At 72.0% G+C, this 16,681-nt stretch carries 13 protein-coding genes and 1 tRNA gene; 9 read left to right on the top strand and 5 right to left on the bottom strand.

Annotated elements, in window-relative coordinates; all coding sequences use genetic code 11:
- Position 1 precedes the first annotated feature (1 nt).
- Positions 2–589: a dihydroxyacetone kinase subunit DhaL gene (gene dhaL / locus ACGFJ7_RS07455; RefSeq protein ID WP_360243886.1), complete on the top strand. Its 588-nt coding sequence runs from the start codon at positions 2–4 to the stop codon at positions 587–589.
- The gene (gene ptsP, locus ACGFJ7_RS07450) at positions 589–3,000 is read left to right on the top strand and encodes a phosphoenolpyruvate--protein phosphotransferase (RefSeq protein ID WP_392641393.1); all 2,412 of its coding nucleotides are present in this window, start codon (positions 589–591) and stop codon (positions 2,998–3,000) included. The genes dhaL and ptsP overlap by 1 nt, the downstream gene beginning before the upstream one ends.
- On the opposite strand, the gene ACGFJ7_RS07445 is transcribed toward ptsP, so the two are convergent.
- A complete protein-coding gene (locus ACGFJ7_RS07445) occupies positions 2,997–5,012 on the bottom strand; it encodes a phosphocholine-specific phospholipase C (RefSeq protein WP_392641391.1) in 2,016 nt (671 codons plus the stop codon). The two genes, ptsP and ACGFJ7_RS07445, sit on opposite strands and share 4 nt — an antisense overlap.
- Positions 5,013–5,064: 52 nt before the next feature.
- Between ACGFJ7_RS07445 and ACGFJ7_RS07440 the strand changes: the two genes are divergently transcribed.
- Both ACGFJ7_RS07440 and ACGFJ7_RS07435 read left to right on the top strand, forming a co-directional pair.
- A complete protein-coding gene (locus ACGFJ7_RS07440) occupies positions 5,065–5,835 on the top strand; it encodes an SDR family NAD(P)-dependent oxidoreductase (RefSeq protein ID WP_392641389.1) in 771 nt (256 codons plus the stop codon).
- Between the two features lie 90 nt (positions 5,836–5,925).
- Entirely contained in the window at positions 5,926–7,152 is a 1,227-nt protein-coding gene (locus tag ACGFJ7_RS07435; protein ID WP_360243874.1) for a carboxypeptidase regulatory-like domain-containing protein, read from the top strand.
- 35 nt (positions 7,153–7,187) lie between these two features.
- Here the strand turns inward: ACGFJ7_RS07435 and ACGFJ7_RS07430 are convergent, their stop codons facing one another.
- From ACGFJ7_RS07430 to ACGFJ7_RS07420, 3 genes are all read right to left on the bottom strand, one after another.
- On the bottom strand, positions 7,188–9,548 hold the full coding sequence (locus tag ACGFJ7_RS07430; RefSeq protein WP_360243871.1) for a tetratricopeptide repeat protein: 2,361 nt from the start codon (positions 9,546–9,548) through the stop codon (positions 7,188–7,190).
- A gap of 102 nt (positions 9,549–9,650) precedes the next feature.
- Positions 9,651–9,726: transfer RNA gene (locus tag ACGFJ7_RS07425), tRNA-Arg, on the bottom strand.
- Between the two features lie 160 nt (positions 9,727–9,886).
- Positions 9,887–10,885 (bottom strand): alpha/beta hydrolase, encoded by a 999-nt coding sequence (locus tag ACGFJ7_RS07420; protein ID WP_360243868.1) that lies wholly within the window; start codon positions 10,883–10,885, stop codon positions 9,887–9,889.
- A gap of 174 nt (positions 10,886–11,059) precedes the next feature.
- Here ACGFJ7_RS07420 and ACGFJ7_RS07415 point away from each other — a divergent pair, with 174 nt between their 5' ends.
- Positions 11,060–11,908: a single-stranded DNA-binding protein gene (locus ACGFJ7_RS07415; RefSeq protein ID WP_392641386.1), complete on the top strand. Its 849-nt coding sequence runs from the start codon at positions 11,060–11,062 to the stop codon at positions 11,906–11,908.
- Positions 11,909–12,166: 258 nt separating this feature from the next.
- On the opposite strand, the gene ACGFJ7_RS07410 is transcribed toward ACGFJ7_RS07415, so the two are convergent.
- Positions 12,167–12,670 carry a hypothetical protein gene (locus ACGFJ7_RS07410; RefSeq protein ID WP_360243862.1) on the bottom strand — a complete coding sequence of 168 codons (504 nt, stop codon included), beginning with the start codon at positions 12,668–12,670 and terminating at the stop codon, positions 12,167–12,169.
- Between ACGFJ7_RS07410 and ACGFJ7_RS07405 the strand changes: the two genes are divergently transcribed.
- From ACGFJ7_RS07405 to ACGFJ7_RS07390, 4 genes are all read left to right on the top strand, one after another.
- Positions 12,669–13,451 (top strand): hypothetical protein, encoded by a 783-nt coding sequence (locus tag ACGFJ7_RS07405; RefSeq protein WP_392641384.1) that lies wholly within the window; start codon positions 12,669–12,671, stop codon positions 13,449–13,451. The two genes, ACGFJ7_RS07410 and ACGFJ7_RS07405, sit on opposite strands and share 2 nt — an antisense overlap.
- 116 nt (positions 13,452–13,567) lie before the next feature.
- Entirely contained in the window at positions 13,568–14,077 is a 510-nt protein-coding gene (locus tag ACGFJ7_RS07400; RefSeq protein ID WP_360243856.1) for a hypothetical protein, read from the top strand.
- 80 nt (positions 14,078–14,157) lie between these two features.
- The gene (locus ACGFJ7_RS07395; RefSeq protein WP_360243853.1) at positions 14,158–15,111 is read left to right on the top strand and encodes a cobalamin biosynthesis protein; all 954 of its coding nucleotides are present in this window, start codon (positions 14,158–14,160) and stop codon (positions 15,109–15,111) included.
- Positions 15,108–16,637: a cobyric acid synthase gene (locus tag ACGFJ7_RS07390; protein WP_360243850.1), complete on the top strand. Its 1,530-nt coding sequence runs from the start codon at positions 15,108–15,110 to the stop codon at positions 16,635–16,637. Before ACGFJ7_RS07395 ends, ACGFJ7_RS07390 begins: the two co-directional genes overlap by 4 nt.
- Positions 16,638–16,681: the final 44 nt, after the last annotated feature.

Genomic DNA, 16,681 nt, shown 5'->3' with positions numbered 1-16,681 from the left:
GATGGACACGGCGGCGCTCACCGCGTGGATCCGCGAGTTCGCGCGGCTCGTCGCGCAGAACAAGGAACTGCTCACCGAGCTCGACTCGGCGATCGGCGACGGCGACCACGGCGTCAACATGGACCGGGGCCTCACGGCGGTGGTGTCCGCATTGGACGCCGAGGTGCCGGAGACGCCGTCGGCGCTGTTCAAGAAGGTCGGCATGACCCTGATCAGCAAGGTCGGCGGGGCGAGCGGGCCGCTCTACGGCACGGCGTTCCTGCGGATGGCGGCGGCGGCCGGCGACTCGGTGGAACTCGACAAGGTCCTGCGGGCGGGACTGGACGGGGTGATCGCCCGGGGCAAGGCGGTGCCGGGCGACAAGACGATGGTCGACGCGCTGACCCCGGCTGTCGAGGCGCTGGAGGCCGGCGGCAGCCTCGGCGACGCGGTGCTCGCGGCCGAGCAGGGCCGGGACGCGACGGTTCCGATGGTGGCGCGCAAGGGCCGGGCCAGCTATCTGGGGGAACGCAGCGCCGGTCATCCCGATCCCGGCGCCACCTCGGTGACCCTCCTGGTGCGGGCCGCGGCGACGACGCTGGAGCCCTGATGGTGGGCCTGGTGGTGGTGTGCCACAGCCGCCCCCTGGCCCGGGCCGCGGTCGCCCTCGCGACCGAGATGACGAGGGGGCGGCCGCTGACCCTCGAGATCGCGGCCGGACTCGACGAGGACACCTACGGAACGGACGCGGCCGCGATCATGGAAGCGCTGATCGCGGCCGACACCGGCGACGGCGTCGTCGTCCTGATGGACCTGGGCAGCGCGGTGCTGTCGGCCGAGACGGCGCTGGAGCTGCTCGACGACGAGGTACGGGAGCGGGTCGTGCTGTGCCCGGGGCCGCTCGTCGAGGGCTTGGTGGCGGCGGCGGTGGCGGCCGCGTCCGGCGCGAGCCGCGACGAGGTGGCCGCCGAGGCGGCAGCGGGCCTGGCCGGCAAAGAGTCCCACTTGGGCGTCCCGTCTGAAGATCAAATTATTGGTGGTACGAGGGAAGGCCCGTCCGCCACCGTCGAAGTGACCGACCCGCACGGGTTGCACGCGCGACCGGCGGCCCGGGTGGTGACCGAGGCGCGGTCCTTCGACGCGCGGGTCGAGCTGCGCAACGCGACGACGGGATCGGGGTGGGTATCCGCGTCGAGCCTGTCGAAGGTGGCCACCTTGGGGGTGCTTCAGGGGCACGAGTTGGAGGTACGGGCGTCGGGCCCCCAGGCGCAGGAGGCGGTCGACCGGATCGTGGCGGTGGCCGGTTCGGGCGAGCTTATCGAGCCGGGCGGTGACGGCTCGGGGTTTTCCACAGAACAGCGGTCGTCCACAGGGGAGCCGCGCGATCGTGGGTCGCTGGGGGAGAATGAGGCAGGCGGGGGCCCCCAAGGGAGGGCGGGGGCTGACCTGCGGGCGGACGGCGCGCGCCACCAAGCCGGGCCGGCCTCTCCGGGTGTGGCCATCGGCCCGGCGGCACACCTGCGTGCCGCGCCGCTCGATCTGCCCGACCTGCCCTCGCTCGGTGCGGAGCCCGAGCTGCGCCGCCTCGAGCAAGCCCTGGACGCCGCCCGCCGCGAGATCACCAGCATCCCCGACCCCATCTTCGACGCCCATCTCCTCCTGCTCGACGACCTCCTGCCCGAAGCCCGCACCCGGATCGAGCAGGGCGCCCCCGCACCCCAGTCCTGGCATCGAGCCGTGTCCTCCGTCGCCGCCCAGTTCGACGCTCTCACCGACCCCTACCTGCGGGCCCGCGCCGCCGATGTGCGCGCCGTCGGCGATCAGGTCCTGCGCCTGCTCCTCGGCGCCCCGGCCGCGACCACCACCGCCGACGGCGTTCTCCTCGCCGCCGACCTCACTCCCGCCCAGGCCGCCGCGCTCGACCCCGCCCGCACCGCCGGCGTTCTGCTGGCCGCCGGCAGTCCCACCTCGCATGCCGCGATCCTCACCCGTACCCGTGGCATTCCCGCCGTTGTCGGCGCCGGCCCCCAAGTTCTGGACGTTCCGGACGGCACCCTCATCGCGCTCGACGGCGGTTCCGGCACCTTTGTCGTCGGGCCTTCCGGCACTGACCTCGCCACCTTCCGCGCCGCGGCCTCCCAGCAGGCGACCGTGCGTGAAGCCGCCCGCTCCCTCGCCTTCGAGCCGGCCGTGACGAGCGCCGGCGTGGAGATCGCCGTCGGGGCCAACATCGGTTCCGTCGAGGACGCTCGTGTGGCCGCCGCGAACGGCGCCGATCTGGCCGGCCTGGTCCGCACCGAATTCGTGTTCCTCGACCGGGCCGGCGCGCCCGATGTGGACGAGCAGGTCGCCGTCTATCGCGCGATCGCCGAGGCCTTCGGCGGCCGCCGCGTCACCCTGCGCACGCTCGACGCCGGCAGCGACAAGCCCCTGCCCTACCTGCCGGCGCCGGCCGAGGCCAACCCCTTCCTGGGTGTACGCGGTCTCCGTCTCTCCCTGGCGCATCCACGGGTCTTCGCCGAGCAGCTTCTGGCGATCGCCCGCGTCGCGCGGGAGGCCCCGGTCAGCGTCATGTTCCCGATGGTCACCACCGTGGACGAGCTGCGCCGGGCCCGCGTCATGCTCGACGAGGCCGTCGCCCGCACCGGCTCGGGCCGCCCGGCCGGCCTGCGCGTGGGCATGATGGTCGAGGTGCCGGCGGCCGCGCTGCGGGCCGCCGAGTTCACCCCGTACGCCGAGTTCTTCAGCGTCGGCACCAACGACCTGACGCAGTACACGCTGGCCGCCGAGCGCGGCAACGCCGCCCTCATGTCCCTGTCGGCCGGCCTCGACCCGGCCGTGGCCCGGCTCGTCGACGAATTGTGCCGGGCCGCCGCCGCCGACCGCGTCCCGGTCGCTGTCTGCGGTGAGCTGGCCGCCGACGAGCAGGCCGTGCCCCGCCTGCTCGCCGCCGGCGTGCGCCAGCTGAGCGTGGCGCCCGCCCTCGTCCCCCTCGTCAAGCAGACCGTACGGGCGATCTAGACCAGGCCACCCATCGCCGGGTCGCTGATGCTCTCCTCGCCGTTCTCCAGGTGGCCCGCGTAGCGGCGTTCGAAGCCGGCGCCGGTCACGGTCAGGTCGTACCAGCCGCGCGTGCGGCCGGCCGCCCGCTGGTACGTACGGCTCGCTCCGGCCCGTACGGCGAACCGTTCCGTCTTGTGGGTGTAGCGATCGGTGACGGTCACCTCGGCGCGCCCGGAACCGTGATTGCGGATCTCCAGCGTGATCGTCTGCCGGCGGTCGTCGCCGGCGGCGTGCACCTCGACGGCGGTCGTGCCCTGGAAGTGGCGGAAGAAGCCGTTCGGGCCGCGCACCTCCAGGTCCGGCGTTCCCGTCCAGGCGCCGGTCAGCCGCTTGCCGGGCTCGACCGTGTACGTGCGTGGCGCCACCGCCGGATCGGCCGAGTGGACGTGGAAGACCGCTGTCGCGTGCCCGGTGTTGCGGAACTCGATCGTGAAGCCGTCCGGGCCGGCCTTCCCGTCCACGTGCAGCCGGTAGGGGAGCGCGCGGGCCGGGCGGACCCCGCGCTCCTGCCCGGGCAGCTCCGGGTCGGCCGGCGGCACCGGCACCTCGTTCGGGCGGCGGGTCAGCTCGGCCGGCTTGAAGTCGGTGGTGCCGGGCAGATCGGGGCGCCCCCGGTTCGGGTTCTTGAAGTCGAAGGCGCTGGTCAGGTCGCCGGCCACGGCCCGCCGCCACGGGGTGATGTTCGTTTCGACGAGGCCGAACCGCTTCTCCAGGAACCGGATCAGCGAGGTGTGGTCGAACACCTGCGAGTTGACCCAGCCGCCGCGGGTCCACGGCGACACCACGATCGTCGGGACGCGGATTCCGAGGCCGTACGGGCCGGCCGGGTGGCCGGCGCTGCCCGGGAAGATCTCGTTGGTGGTCGGCACCGTCGACTCGCCCGGCGTCGGCGGGACCAGGTGGTCGAAGAAGCCGCCCTCCTCGTCGTACGTGACGATCAGCGCCATCTTGCTCCACACGTGCGGGTTGTCGGCCAGGATGTCGATGACCCGGGAGACGTACCACTCGCCGTAGTGCGGACCCCAGTTCGGGTGCTCGGTGTAGGCCTCGGGAGCGACGATCCAGCTCACCTTGGGCAGCCGGCCGTTCTCGACGTCGGCCCGGAAATCGGTGAGCAGTTGCTCCGGGTCCCGGCCGAGCTGGGTGACCTCGGTGCCGGTCTTCGCCTTGGCGGCGAGCGGGCTGCCCGGCGCGGCGTTCTGGTACTGGTGGAAGTAGAGCAGCGAGTTGTCGCCGTAGTTGCCGATGAACGGGTCGTTCGTCCAGCCCCACGACCCGGCGGCGGTCAGTCCGGTGCCGACGTCCTGGTAGATCTTCCACGACACTCCGGCGCGTTCCAGCCGCTCCGGATAGGTGGACCAGTCGTACCCGGCCTCGGCGTTGTCGACGACCGGCCCGCCGCCCTTTCCGTCGTTGCCGACCCATCCGGTCCACATGTGGTAGCGGTTGGGGTCGGTCGAGCCGAGCAGCGAGCAGAAGTAGTTGTCGCAGATCGTGAACGCGTCCGCGAGCGCGTAGTGGTACGGCAGGTCGGCCCGTACGTGGTGGGTCATGGTCTGGACGCCCTTGTTCGGCACGAACCGGTCGTGCCGCCCGCCGTTCCAGGCCGCGTGCGTGTCGTTCCAGCCGTGCGGCGGGTCGGGCAGGAACATGGCGCCCACGTCCGGCACCTCGGGCCGGAACGGCAGCAGTTCGCCGTCACCGTGGCGCTGATGCCACACCGACTTGCCGCCGGCCTGCCGGACGGGATGCGGATCGGCGAATCCCCGTACGCCCCGCATGGCGCCGAAGTAGTGGTCGAACGACCGGTTCTCCTGCATAAGGAAGATGACGTGCTCGACGTCCTGGATGGTCCCGGTGCGCGTGTTCGCCGGGATGGCGAGGGCCTTCTCCAGCCCGGACGGCATCGCCGAGGCGACCGCGGGAATGCCCAGCATCTGCAAGAAAGTGCGCCGATCCACATTGGCCATGCGCGGCAAGTTAGCTTCCGAAGTTGACCAGCTCATATACGGGAGTCGATCAGTGAGTGCCGCCGGTCTGTCCGCCTTCTCCCTGGAAGGCAGAAAAGCCCTGATCACCGGGGGTAACCGGGGCCTGGGTTACGCGTTCACCGAGGCCCTGGCCGCGTGCGGCGCCGCCGTGGCGTTCGCCGGCCGCGACGCCTCGGCCAACGACAGCGCGGTGCGGCGTCTGGCGGCTTCGGGCATTGAGTCGTACGCCATCACCGCCGACCTGACCGTCGACGACGACGCTGACCGCGCGGTCGACGAGGCGGCCACCGCCCTGAACGGCCTCGACATAGTCGTCAACAACGCCGGCGTCTGCTTCCACAACCCGGCCTGGGACGCCCCCGACGCCGAGTGGCAGCAGGTCTTCGACTTGAACGTGCGCGCCGTCTGGCGGGTGAGTCTGGCCGCCGGCCGCCCCATGCGCGACACGGGCGGCGCGATCGTCAACATCGGATCCATCTCCGGCCTGATCGTCAACCGCCCCCAGATGCAGGCCCCGTACAACGCGTCGAAGGCGGCGGTCCACCAGTTGACGAAGTCCTTGGCCGCCGAGTGGGCCCCGCACGGCATTCGCGTCAACGCGGTGGCCCCCGGCTACGTGAAGACGGAGATGGCCCCGGTCGACCGCCCCGAGTTCCAACGAATGTGGATCGAGGACACCCCACAGCAGCGCTACGCGACCCCGGACGAGATAGCCCCCAGCGTCGTCTTCCTCTGCTCTCCGGCGGCTTCCTTCATCACCGGCGCCGTCCTGGTCATCGACGGCGGCTACACCCTCTTCTGACGGGCACCGGGCCTGTGACGCAGATCTACTGTCCGCGTGGTCAGTACGAGCTACGTTACTAACCGCATGGTCATTAATACGGAGGTCGCCATGAACGCCCACGCCGGTGCTCCCCAGCCCACCTGGGGACGAGTGCTCTCCCTTCTCTGGTTTCCTTTCTTCTTCGCGGCTGTCATGTCGTCGATCTACGTGATCGGGATCGGGCATCCGGCGCCCACCGCGGTGCATCTCGGGGTCATCGGAACGGCGCCCGCCGTGCCGGCCGGCGTCGATGTGCGGCCGGTCAGTGACATCGGGGGAGTCAAAACCGACGAGCTGGCCGGGGTGTACGACTCGGGCAGCGGGACGCTCTACGTCTCCACCGCCGGCAGCAGCACCCGGGCCGACTTCCTGACGAAGGTGCTGCACCCGGCGCACACTGTCGACGTGGTGGCCGCCTCCAGCGGGGACGTCACCGGCGTCGGGCTGTTCTTCTACGGGCTGCCGCTCCTGCTGGTCGGCATGATCACCTCGTTCATGATGTTGCAGTTCGGGATGTGGCCGATGCGCCGGAAGATCGTCACGATCGCGGCCACCGGCGCCTTCGCCAGCGTCTTCACCTTCGCCGTGGCGACATGGCGCGATGTCATCCCGGCCGACTGGTGGCTTCTGGTGTACGGCTTCCTGCTCACCCAGGCGATCGGATGGATCACCACGGCGCTACCGCGGTTCGTCAAGCAGTTCACGATGCCGGTCGCGATGACATTCGTCCTGCTGCTGGGGCTGCCCACCGCCGGCGGCACCGTCAACGCCGACATGCTGCCGACGTGGCTCCGGTGGCTGCACGACGTGCTGCCGTTCGGCCAGTTCATCGAGATCGCCCGCTCCAGCGCCTACTTCGGCAACCACGGCCTGGCCCGGCCGCTGACCATCCTCGCCGCCTGGGTGGTCGCCGCCGCCGCGCTGCTGGCCTGGGCCGCCCGGCCGCCGAAGCGGATCGCGCCCAGCGTTCCGCGGTTCTCCACCCGGCTTCACGGCACCGTCCGGACCACGGCCGGCGTCCCGGTGGCCGGCGCCACCGTGCTCACCCTCGACGACGCCGGCCGTGAACTGGTCCGGACCATCACGAACGAGACCGGTGCGTACGAGGCGGCGAGCGTCCGCCCCGGCCTGCACCACCTGGTCGTCACGGCCGCCCATCACGAGCCCGAGATCGTGACGATCGGCGTGCGCGAACACCACGCCGAGCCCCGCGACATCACCCTCGTCGACTGGAACGATCCGGCCGGCACGCTGACCCCGCAGGAGGTCGACGAGCGCCGCAGCCTGGTCGCTTAGCCCGGCGAAGGAGGGTCCGGACGGCGGGCTGATCGTCACGGTGAGTCTGCCCCGGGCGTTCTGAGCTCGTCGTACAGGGCGGCGGCCCGCTCCTCGTTCCGAACCGCCTCCCCGATGTCGCCGAGAAGCCGGTGGGCGCGGCCGAGGCCGGCGTGAGCACGGGCCAGCAGCTCGCGGGCGCCGATCTCCTCGGCGATGACGCGTGCCTCGGTGTGCAGGGTGCGCGCCTCGGCCGGGTCGGTCACCGCCTCGCCCAGCCCGTTGAGCGCGGCCGCCTCGCCGTCGCGGTAACCGGTCTCGCGGAAGATGCTCAGCGCCTGACGGTGATGATCGGCCGCCCGGGGGTCACCGCGCCTCGTGTCCAGCATGCCGAGGGCGTACAGGGCGCTGGCCTCGCCCGTACGGTCGCCCAATTCCTTTTGAAACAGCGCCAGGGCCTCGAAAAGATGCTCGCCGGCCGGCTCGTGGCGGCCGAGTTCCGTCTCGGCCTCGCCCAGGCTGATCAGGGAACTGCCCTCGCCCATCCGGTCGCCGTTGGCCCGGCAGAGCGCCAGCGCCCGCGCGAAGTGCTCGGCCGCCTCCTCGTGGTGGCCCAGCGTCTGCTCGATGTAGCCGACCCGGGCCAGGGCGCGGCCCTCACCGAGCGGGTCACCCGACTGTCGATAGAGGACCAGCGCCCGCCCGAAGTGGTCGGCCGCCTCCCGGTAGCGGCCCAGCTGCGTCATGACGACGCCCAGGTTCAGCAGCGCGCGGGCCTGGCCGACCGGGTCGCCCGTACGCCGGAAGAGCTCCACCGCCCGCCGATGGCTGTCCGCGGCCGGGCCGCCCTGACCGAGCCGCCACAGCGCGGTACCGAGATCGGTCAGCGCGTGCCCCTGCCCGGCCAGGTCGCCGACCCGCTCGGCGGCCGTGTGGGCCAGGCTGTGCACGGTGACGGCGTCGTGGTTGTGGCCGCCGTTGAGATAGCGGAACAGGATGCGGGCGAGTCCGGTGGCGTGCCCCGGCCAGCCGTCGGCGGCCATGTGCGCGACCACCGCGACCAGGGTGGCCCGCTCGGTGTCCAGCCAATGCCGGGCCGCACCGGCGTCGGCCGGCTTCGCGGTGAGGATGCCGCTGGTGGCGATGCGCGGACGCCGGTGGGCCTCGACCGGGTGCAACACGTCCATCGCCTCGGTCGTAGCGGCCAGGTAGTAGTCGAACAGCCTCGTCAGCGCGGCCCGGCGTTCCCGGGGGCTGTCCTCGTCCCGCGCCTTGTCGGCGGCGAAGGCACGCACCAGGTCGTGGAACGTGTACCGGCCGGGCGCCGCCCGCGACAGCAGGTGGTCGTCGCAGAGGCCGTCGAGCCGGCGCTCCACCCGCCGCGGCTCGTCGCCGGCAAGCGCGGCCACGGCGTACGCGTCGAGGTCCTCACCCGGATGCAGAGCGGCCAGCCGCAGCAGACGCCGCTGCGCGGCCGGCAGGTCGCGGTAGGAGAGGTCCAGGGCCAGCTCGACGCCGCCCTCCAACTGGCGGCGCTCGTCCAGCCGGTCCGCGTGATCGGTCAGCGACCAGCCCGGCGTGGCCCGGATGTGCGCGGCGACCAGCCCCAGCGCCAACGGCAGATAGCCGCAGTGGCGAGCGATCCGGGCCGCGGCCCCGGGCTCGGCCGCCCGCCGGCCGCGGGTCAGGAAAGCCGCGGCCTCGTCGGCGCCGAACACGTCCACCACCAGAGTGTCGAGCCCGGCCAGGCTGTGCCGGCTCGTGACCAGCGTCAGACATCCCGGCGCGTCGGTCAGCAGCGGCCGCACCTGCTCGATGTCGCCCGCGTTGTCGAGCAGAAGAAGGGAGTCGGTCATTCGTTCCCGCAACGCGGCCGTCCGCGCCGCGACGGCGTGCGGGATCTGCCGCCCGGGCACCCCGAGCAGCCGCAGAAGGGCACCCAGAACGGCGGCCGGATCGGCCGGCGGCTGCCCCGGATCGGGATGGAACCCGCGCAGGTTGACGAAGAGAACCCGCTGAAAGCGCTCCCGCATGAGATGAGCCGCCCGCACGGCCAGCTGCGTCTTACCGACCCCGGCCATCCCCTTGATCGCCAGATGGCCCGGCCCGGCCCGCTGGATCAGTTCGAGCTCGGCCGCCCGCCCGGTGAACTCGGCCAGATCGGGCGGCAGCCGATCCTGAACGCTGACCCGGGCCGCCGCCTCAGCCTCCCCGCCGGCGGCCCGAAGAGCCCGCCGCCACCGGGCGACATAGTCCTCGTCCGGGCAGAGAGCACGCACGATCGCCAGTACGAGGTCGTTGTCGACCCGCCGCCGCCCGGCCCGGAAACAGTCCACCACCGTCGACCGGCGGGCCTGGCCACCGACCCGCTCGGTGATCGCCTCGAAGGAGGGCTCCCCGGCCCACCTCTTGAGCACACGAAGCCGCCCGGCAAGCTCATCGAGCCCATCGCCCACGGCGGGCTCAGGAGGCGGCTCCCCCGCGAAGGGCACGTCTGACCCCCCAGCTCACGGTGGGTTTGGCGCGCCCGGCAGGATTCGAACCTGCGACCGATGGATTAGAAGTCCATTGCTCTATCCGCTGAGCTACGAGCGCGTGGGCCAACAGCCTATCTTGCCGACCGCGACCCGGGGGTAACCAGGCGTCCCGTCAAAACCGACCGGAACGTCCATGCCCGAGAGCCCACTCGGTCCACCCGTTCCGGCCCGCTCGCGCCGCGGGTTCGCGTCCTCAAAAGACACTCGACGCGGTCATTTCACCTGTTCGCGTCTTCCGGGGCCGGGGGGACCTCGATCTCGGGGGTGCCGACCGGCGGGAGGTACGCGTCGACCCAGCGGCCCAGTTCGCGGAAGACGTCGACCCGTACCTGTTTGCCGGAAAGGGTCAGGTCGTGCATGCCGCCGTCGAAACGGGCGATCGACACGCGCGGGCCCAAACGCGGAGCCCAGCGGACGATGTGGTCGACATCGAGCACCGAATCCGTCGTCCGCAGGTCGTCGTGCCAGGCGCGGCCGCGGAAGGAGCGCGTCGAGCAGGCCACCATGATGGGCGCGTCGATGGAAAGGCCGGACCGTAGACGCCTTTGACCGCGGCGAATGGCTTCGAGCCAGCCCGTGGTGACCGGGAATCCCAGCACCGGTTTCCACGCCAGGTCGTATGTCCATTCGCCACGATGGTCGGTGTGCAGGCTCTGCCCGTACAGGCCCAGATTGGCCATCGGGATCTTCCGGTACGGCGCGCGCCGGGAAACGCCGATCGCGGCCGCCATGATGGGCCGTTTCACCAGCCAGGGCACGTTGAAGTCGAAGAACGGGCTGTTCAGGAAGAGGCCGTCGACGATGCCGCGGCCCTGCCGCGAATGCGACCACAACGACGTGATGAGCCCGCCGGTGGAATGGCCGGCGACCAGCAGCTGATCGTGCCCGTCGTCCTCGCGGATGATGCGGGCGGCCTCATCCAGCTCCGGGTAGTAATCGGTGAGGCTGCGCGCGAAGTTCGGCGTCTGGTGGGGGAGCAGGCTCCGGCCGTACTTGCGCAGGTCGAGCGCGTAGAAATCCCAGCCCTGCTCGACGAAGAAATCGGCGAGATGCGTCTGGAAGAAATAGTCGACGAATCCGTGCACGTACAGAACGGCGCGTTTCCGCGGCTTTTCCGCCCGCCGCCGCACCAGCGTGGCGATGACCGCGCCCTCGTCGTCCGAACCCAGGTCGATCGTGTGCCGCTCATAGGGCGGTCCAAGAACGTCGGTCTCCACGGGCCCAGGCTACCGACCGGTACCGCCGGCCGCCCGTCATATCAGATCGCCTTCGTCACCCGCCGGTCTTCCACAGACCGCTTCGTCATCCACAGACCCACAGTCAAGATCCCCTTCCGGTACGCCGTGACGGCCAGACTGCCGCGGTCAAGTTCACACACAGGAGGTCACATCGTGTTCGACACCCACCTCGTCGTCGTGGGCAATGTTCTCGTCGCCCCGGAATGGCGCCGCGTCACCGCCAGCGGCAGCCTGGTCGCCAACTTCCGGATCGCCTCGAACGCCCGCCGCTTCGACCGCGAGAGCAACACCTGGGTCGACGGCAACAGCCTGCGCATCCGCGTGTCGGCGTGGCGCCGCCTGGCCGAGGGCGTCGCCTCGTCGATCACCGTCGGCGACCCCGTCATCGTGTACGGCCGCCTTTACACCCGCGACTGGAAGGACGACCAGGGCAACACCCGCGTCTCGTACGAGATGGAGGCCTACTCGATCGGCCACGACCTGGCCCGGGGCCGCGGCCGCTTCTTCCGCCAGAAGTCGCTCCCCGGCAACGCCGCGATCGAGGACGCCGAGGCCGACATGCTGGTGGCCGGCGAGCCGTCGATCGCACTGACGGCCCAGGAGACCCCGATCGGCTACGGCGAGGGCATCCCGCCCGGCGGCATTCCCACCTTCGCCGAACCCCCGTCGTTCCCCGAGCTCCCGGCCGAACTCTCCCCGGTCGCGCAACGCCTGTCCGTGGTCGCGGGCGAGCCCACGCCGTCGGATCCGGCGCCGGCCGATTCGGCGCCGGCCGCCCCTGCGCCGATCGACCCTTCGCCGGCTGACCCTTCGCCGGCGGAGCTTTCGCCGGTGGCCGCGGTTTCGGACGGCGCGCCGGATGAGGAACCCGAACCGGAGGAGCCCTCCCCGACCGGCGACGACTTCACCCTCGAGGTCGAACGGCTCACAGCGGCGCAGCCCACCACCCCCACCCGCCGAAGCCGCCGCTCCTCCTCGAAACGAGAGCCCATCGCGGCCTGACCACCTTCAGCCCGGCCGGCAGCGTCGCCGGCCGGGCTCGTCGCCGGCCGGGTTCGTCGCCGGCCGGGTTCGTCGCTGGCCGGGCTTGCCGCTGGCCGGGCCGATGGCGCTGGCCGGGCCCGCCGCTGGTCGGGCCGATGGCGCTGGCGTCCGCCGGTCGGCGCTCGCTGCGGTCGCACCCGCGGAGTCCGGGTCGGCATTCATGGCGGCCGCTGCACCTGGCACCGGAGAGGGGGTGGTTCAGCGGGGCGGGCACATCTACAGTCGGCCGGTGCTCAAGCGGCGACTGGCGATTCTCACGGCGGCCCTGACCGGTGCGGCGATGCTGAGCGGTTGTGGCGACCACGCGGACAAGACCGCGGCAGCCGACCCCGCTCCGATCTCGGCTGCATCGGGTTCATCGGGTTCATCGGGCGCTTCGGGCGCTTCGGGTGCCTCGGGAACGCCGGGCGGAGCCTCGGCGGTGCCGGGGGCGGCTTCGGCGGCGGCCCCCGCCGCATCCGGCGCTGCCACGTCGGCGCCTGCGGTGAAGCCGTCCGCCTCGGCAACGCGGAAGGTGGCTAAGAGCCTGCCCAAACCGGGCAATTCGTCCGGCGGGGCGAGTGTGCCGGCCGAGGCGCGGGCGGTTGACACCAGCAAGCCGGACCGCACGATCGGGGATGGCACGCCGGCCAGTTGCACCTCGGCGGCCGTCGTCAAGGCGGTCGCGCGGGGCGGCGTCATCACGTTCGACTGTGGGCCCGATCCCGTCACCATCACCATGACGGCCACCGCCAAGGTGCACAACACCAGCTCCACCGTGGTGCTCGACGGGGGCGGGCGGGTCACGCTGAGCGGCGCCGGCCGGCGCCGGATCCTCTACATGAACACCTGCGACGAGGAGCTGACCTGGGCGACCTCACACTGCAACGACCAGGAGACGCCGCGGCTGACCGTGCAGAACCTCGTCTTCGCCGAGGGCAACAGCACCGGTGAGACCGTCGAGGGTGGCGGCGGCGGCGCGATCTTCGCGCGCGGCGGGCGCCTCAAGGTGGTCAGTTCGCGCTTCACCGGGAACCGCTGTGACGGCACCGGGCCCGACCTGGGCGGGGCGGCCATTCGCGCGCTCGATCAGAGCGGGGACCGGCCGGTGTACGTCGTGAACAGCACCTTCACCGGCGGGAGGTGCTCCAACGGGGCCGCCCTGAGCAGCATCCAGGTTTCCTGGACGGTGCTCAACAGCGTGTTCAGCGGCAACTCGGCCGTCGGGCGCGGGGCCAACCCGGCCCGCGGCGGCACGCCCGGCGGGGGCAGCGGGGGAGCGATCTATGTGGACGGCAACGACTTCACGCTCAGCCTGGACGGCACGATCGTCAAGGACAACAAAGCCCGGGAGGGTGGTGGCGCCATCTTTTTCGTCAGCAACGACCGTAGTGGCACGTTGAAGATTCGCCGCTCCACGTTGGCCCGGAATCCGAGCGCGGGTTTCGAGACCGCGGGCCTGCCCGGGGTCTTCTACCTGGGCCGGGGCACGCCGTCGACCAGTGGCTCCACCTTGAAGTAGGGCCGTACGGACAGGGCCACCCCCGAAAGGGGTGGGCCGATCGTGCCGCGTTAAGGGGCCGCCCGGCCGACCTGCCCGGTTGGTCCTGGCGTGCCCGGGACCGGCAGACTGGGGCCGTGCTGTTGAAGGAGATCCGCGCGATAGCGGGCGAGACGTTGGTGCTCGCGCCGCACGACCAGGACGCCGAGACTGCCAACACCAGCTGGTTCGGCGCACCGATGCACGAACGCATAAGCATGACGGCGGACGAGGTGGTGTCCGCTTTCGAGGAGACCGCCGAGCTGCTGCGCGACCAGGTCGCGGCCCAGCGGCATCACGGGCCGGCGACGTTCTACGTCTGGCACGACCTCCAGGCGGGGCAGCTGCGCTGCTCGACACGCTCCTGCGGACACGACCAGTTGCCGTTCAAGACCTACCGGACGACCGGTGACCTGCAGGCCATCGTCGTCGAGTTCCTGGAGGACCGCGCGCCGGGCGCGATCGCCTGGGGCCAGTTGGAGCCGGTGCCGTTCCCGGACGGCCCGGTCGTCGTCGACGACCAGATCGTCGTCTGGGTCTGCGACCTGAGCCAGTCCACGCCCGGCACCGGCGTGAGCCAGGCCGCACCCAGCCCAGCCCAGGCCTGACCAAAGCCCGCGACCTGGGCGCGAGGCGTGCCCGGGTCCGGCTAACGTTGCCCTGCTCTGGAGAACACAGGAGGACAGGGATGGCGAGGCTGGGACCCGGCACGGCGGACGCCGCCGGGCTGATCGCGGGCTACCTGCTCGACGCGGCCCTCGGGGATCCGCGCCGTTTCCACCCGGTGGCCGGCTTCGGCACGGCGGCCGGAGCCCTGGAACGCCGTCTCTACGCGCCGAACCGCCTGTCCGGGGCCGCCTTCACCGCGGTCGCCGTCGGGGTGCCCGCCGCGGCCGGCCTGGCCGCCGCCGTGGCGACCCGCCGCCTGCCGGTTGCCCGGGCCGCGCTTGTGGCCGCCGCCACCTGGACCGTGCTCGGCGGCCGCACTCTGCGGCGGGAGTCGCGGATCATGGCCAGGCACCTGGAGCGCGACGACCTCGACGCCGCCCGGGGGCGGCTCAGCCATCTCTGCGGCCGCGATCCGTCCCGGCTCGACGCGCCCGAGCTGGCCCGCGCCACCGTCGAGTCCGTCGCCGAGAACACGTCCGACGCCGTCGTCGCCCCACTCTTCTGGGGTGGCGTCCTCGGCCTTCCCGGCCTGCTCGCCTACCGGGCCGCCAACACCCTCGACGCCATGGTCGGGCACCGCTCCGACCGGTACGCCCGCTTCGGCACCCCGTCGGCCCGGCTCGACGACGCCCTCAACCTGGTCCCGTCCCGCCTGACCGGCCTGCTCACGATCGCCTCCGCGCCCATCGCCGGTGGTTCTCCCCGCGAGACCCTCCGGGTCTGGCGCCGCGATCGCGACGATCACCCCTCGCCCAACGCCGGCCAGTGCGAGTCCGCCATGGCCGGCGCCCTCGGCGTGCGGCTCGGTGGCCGTAACGTCTATTTCGGCCGTAGCGAGACCAGGCCTTTCCTCGGTGACGGCCCGAAGCCGAAGGCCGTGCACCTGCGGCGGGCCGCCCGGGTGTCCGGTCTGGTGGGATTCGGCGCGGCCGTCATCGCGGCCGGCGCCGCCCGGCTGCGGAGCCGGCGTTGAGCGGCCTGCTGGTCGCCGGCACCACCTCGGACGCCGGCAAGAGCATCCTCACCGCCGGCATCTGCCGCTGGCTGCACCGGCGCGGGGTCAAGGTCGCCCCGTTCAAGGCGCAGAACATGTCGAACAACTCGGTCGTCGTCGTGGGCCCGGACGGCCGCGGCGGCGAGATCGGCCGGGCCCAGGCCATGCAGGCCGCCGCCGCCGGCGTCGAGCCCGACCTGCGCTTCAACCCCGTCCTGCTCAAGCCCGGCAGCGACGTCTCGAGTCAGGTCGTCCTGCTCGGCGAGGCGATCGACACGGTCACCGCCGGCAACTACCGGGCCTTGAAGCCGCGGCTGGCCGAGGTCGCGCACGCCGCGCTGGCCGAGCTGCGCGCCGAGTACGACGCCGTGATCTGCGAGGGTGCCGGCAGCCCGTCCGAGATCAATCTGCGGGACGGCGACTTCGTCAACATGGGCCTGGCCCGGCGGGCCGGTCTGCCCGCGATCGTGGTGGGTGACATCGATCGGGGCGGGGTCTTCGCCGCCCTGTTCGGCACGGTCGCGCTGCTCGACCCGGCCGATCAGGCGCTCGTGGCCGGCTTCGTGATCAACAAGTTCCGCGGTGACCGGGGGATTCTCGCGCCGGGGCTCGACATGATCACCTCGGCCACCGGGCGGCCCGTGCTGGGCGTGCTGCCGTTCCACCTCGACGTCTGGCTCGACGGGGAGGATTCGCTGGCCTACGGGCGGGTGCTCGGGCGGCCGGCCGCGCCGCACGGCTCGGAGTGGCTCCGGGTCGCCGTCGTCCGCCTGCCCCGGGTCTCCAACGCCACTGACGCCGAGGCCCTGGCGGCCGAGCCGGGGGTCCGTGTCCGGATGACCGTCGAACCGGCCGAGATCGCCGACGCCGACCTGGTGGTGCTGCCCGGCTCCAAGGCGACCGTCAGCGATCTCGCCTGGCTGCGCGAGACGGGTCTGGCCGACGCGGTGCTCGCTCACGCGTACGCGGGAAAGCCTTTGCTCGGCATTTGCGGGGGTTTCCAGATGCTCTCCCGGAGCATCCACGACGAGGTCGAGAGCCGGCGTGGCCGCGTACCAGGCCTCGGTCTTCTGCCCTTGGAGATCACCTTCGGCCCCCGCAAGATCCTCGCGCAGTCGCACGGTCACGGGCTCGGCGCGCCCGTCAGCGGCTACGAGATCCACCACGGGTTCGTGTCGAGTCAAGACCAGGTCAAACCCTTGCTGGTGTACGCCGATGAGCGCACCGAGGGAGCCGCGGCCGGCAACGTCTTCGGCACCCACTGGCACGGCGCCTTCGAGTCCGACGAGTTCCGCCGGCGCTTTCTGACCGAGGCCGCGCGCCTGGCCGGCCGCGGCGGCTTCACGGTCGCCCCGGGCACGCGCTTCGCCGATCTGCGCGAGCGCTCGCTCGACGTCCTCGGCGATCTGGTCGAACAACATCTGGACACCGACGCCCTGTGGCGGCTGGTCGAGCAGGGTCCGCCGGGCGGACTTCCGTTCATTCCACCCGGCGCACCTGGATAAAGGTTGCGCTCCGGAAGTACCTTGAGCCTGGCGTGTTCAGGCCC

Source organism: Actinoplanes sp. NPDC048988 (assembly GCF_043197815.1).
Taxonomy (GTDB): domain Bacteria; phylum Actinomycetota; class Actinomycetes; order Mycobacteriales; family Micromonosporaceae; genus Actinoplanes.
The sequence above is the reverse complement of the archived record's forward strand: the minus strand, read 5'-3'. Positions and strand labels throughout refer to the sequence as shown.